The sequence below is a fragment of the Arthrobacter sp. P1_B4 genome, from assembly GCF_056406555.1.
Genome location: NZ_JBFTZW010000186.1, coordinates 1 through 1,588, shown reverse-complemented (window position 1 = coordinate 1,588; position 1,588 = coordinate 1). Strand labels below are relative to the sequence as shown.

The 1,588-nt window shown below is 64.1% G+C and carries 2 protein-coding genes; both read right to left on the bottom strand.

The features are described 5' to 3' along the window. Positions 1-192: 192 nt before the first annotated feature. A complete protein-coding gene (gene catA, locus AC1D1W_RS20610) occupies positions 193-1,041 on the bottom strand; it encodes a catechol 1,2-dioxygenase (protein ID WP_028276559.1) in 849 nt (282 codons plus the stop codon). A gap of 194 nt (positions 1,042-1,235) precedes the next feature. Further along, positions 1,236-1,514: a muconolactone Delta-isomerase gene (catC, locus tag AC1D1W_RS20605; protein ID WP_028276560.1), complete on the bottom strand. Its 279-nt coding sequence runs from the start codon at positions 1,512-1,514 to the stop codon at positions 1,236-1,238. Positions 1,515-1,588: the final 74 nt, after the last annotated feature.

Sequence of the window (1,588 nt, the reverse complement as noted above, 5' to 3'; positions counted from 1 at the left end):
GTCCTGGACGTTATAGGCGAGTTTAGTCACCGGTAACTCACTTTCGTGTGATGTTCTGACCCGACCGATCCGGGGGCCGGGCGGCTGCGGCCACTTCATTTTGGGCACGCGGCATTACGGCGGGTGGTGGGATGATATTGGGGTTCAGCGCCGGTGCCGGGCGGTTCCGGCCCCGGCGCTGACAAAGGGGGTTTAGCCCCGGGGATCGAGCACGAAGTTGTAGGTGACTTCGCGGCCCTTGCCGTCGGCGCGCTCGGTGGGGGCCAGGACGAGTTCGGGCTTTACGGCCGAGGCGATGTCGTCGGCCACGTGCTCGTCGCCTTCGAAGTAGAGCTGGGTGGTGATGAGCTCGTGCTTCGGGGCCGAAACCTTCAGGTGCAGGTGGGCCGGCCGCCAGGCGTGCCAGCCGGCCGCGGCGATGAGGGCACCGCAGGCACCGTCGGTGGGGATCTGGTACGGCGCGGGCTGCATGGTGTTGATCTGGAAGTTGCCCTGAGCGTCGGCGATGATGGAGCCGCGGAGGTTCCATTCGGGCAGTCCGGGGGCGAACTGGGAGTAGAAACCGAGGTCATCGGCGTGCCACAGTTCGATCAGCGCTCCGGCGAGCGGCTGGCCGGCGACGTTCGTGACCTGGCCCTGGAACAGCAGCGGTGTGCCGGGCTCGTCGTCGCGCATCGGCAGGGTGGCCGGGGTGTTGAGCGTGGGGGCGCTCGGGATGTAGTACGGTCCCTCGATGCTGCCCTTGGAACCGTGGCGACTGGAGTTGGCGACCTCCTCGACGGAGTGCTCCACCCATACGTCCAGGAACAGCGGCCACTCCCCGTCCTCGCCGACCTGGATGAGCCAGGCCTTGAAAGCGTTGTATTCGTCGTAGGTGACCTTCTCGTCCAGGACGGTGTCGTTGATCGCCTTGATGACGCGGCCGGCAAGCGTGCTGACCCGCTCCTGGCTGGTGCCGGCGGCGAGGTGCTTGTTCTCCCGGAAGCGGGCGGTTGCCCCTGCGCCCGAGGAAGCTGCTGTGGCTTCGGTTTCCATTGTCATGGTGACTCCCTTGTCAAAAAAAGAAGGATGGTAAAAACGGTCGGCGGTTCCGGACTGGCAAATTTCGCTCAGTGCCGTGCCGCACATCACATCCGGTGTTGATTCAACGGTAGGCCCGTAATTGGTCGAGGGGAAATACCTATTTCCGGCCCATTGAAAGCTTTTGGATATGAATGTTCGAGTGAGGGGCTGGGCTATTCGACAGCGGACGGGTGCTTGGCCAGCGGCGTCACCTTGATGTCCATGTAGGGGAAGAGCGGCAGTCCGGAGAGCAGGGTGTGCAACTCGTCGTTGTCCGCGACGTCGAACACCGAGTAGTTGGAGTATTCGCCCACGACCCGCCACAAATGCGCCCATCGTCCGTCCCGCTGCAGCTGCTGGGAATACTCCCGCTCTTCCGCCTTGACGGCGTCGGCGCGTTCCTTGGGCATGTCCAGCGGAATATTGACGTCCATGCGGACGAGATACAGCATGTGGTTCTCCTTGCGTGGTGGGGAGGGGTGTGCCGGCGTTCTGAGGCAGGATGCGGGCCGGGCCGGGCTAGTCC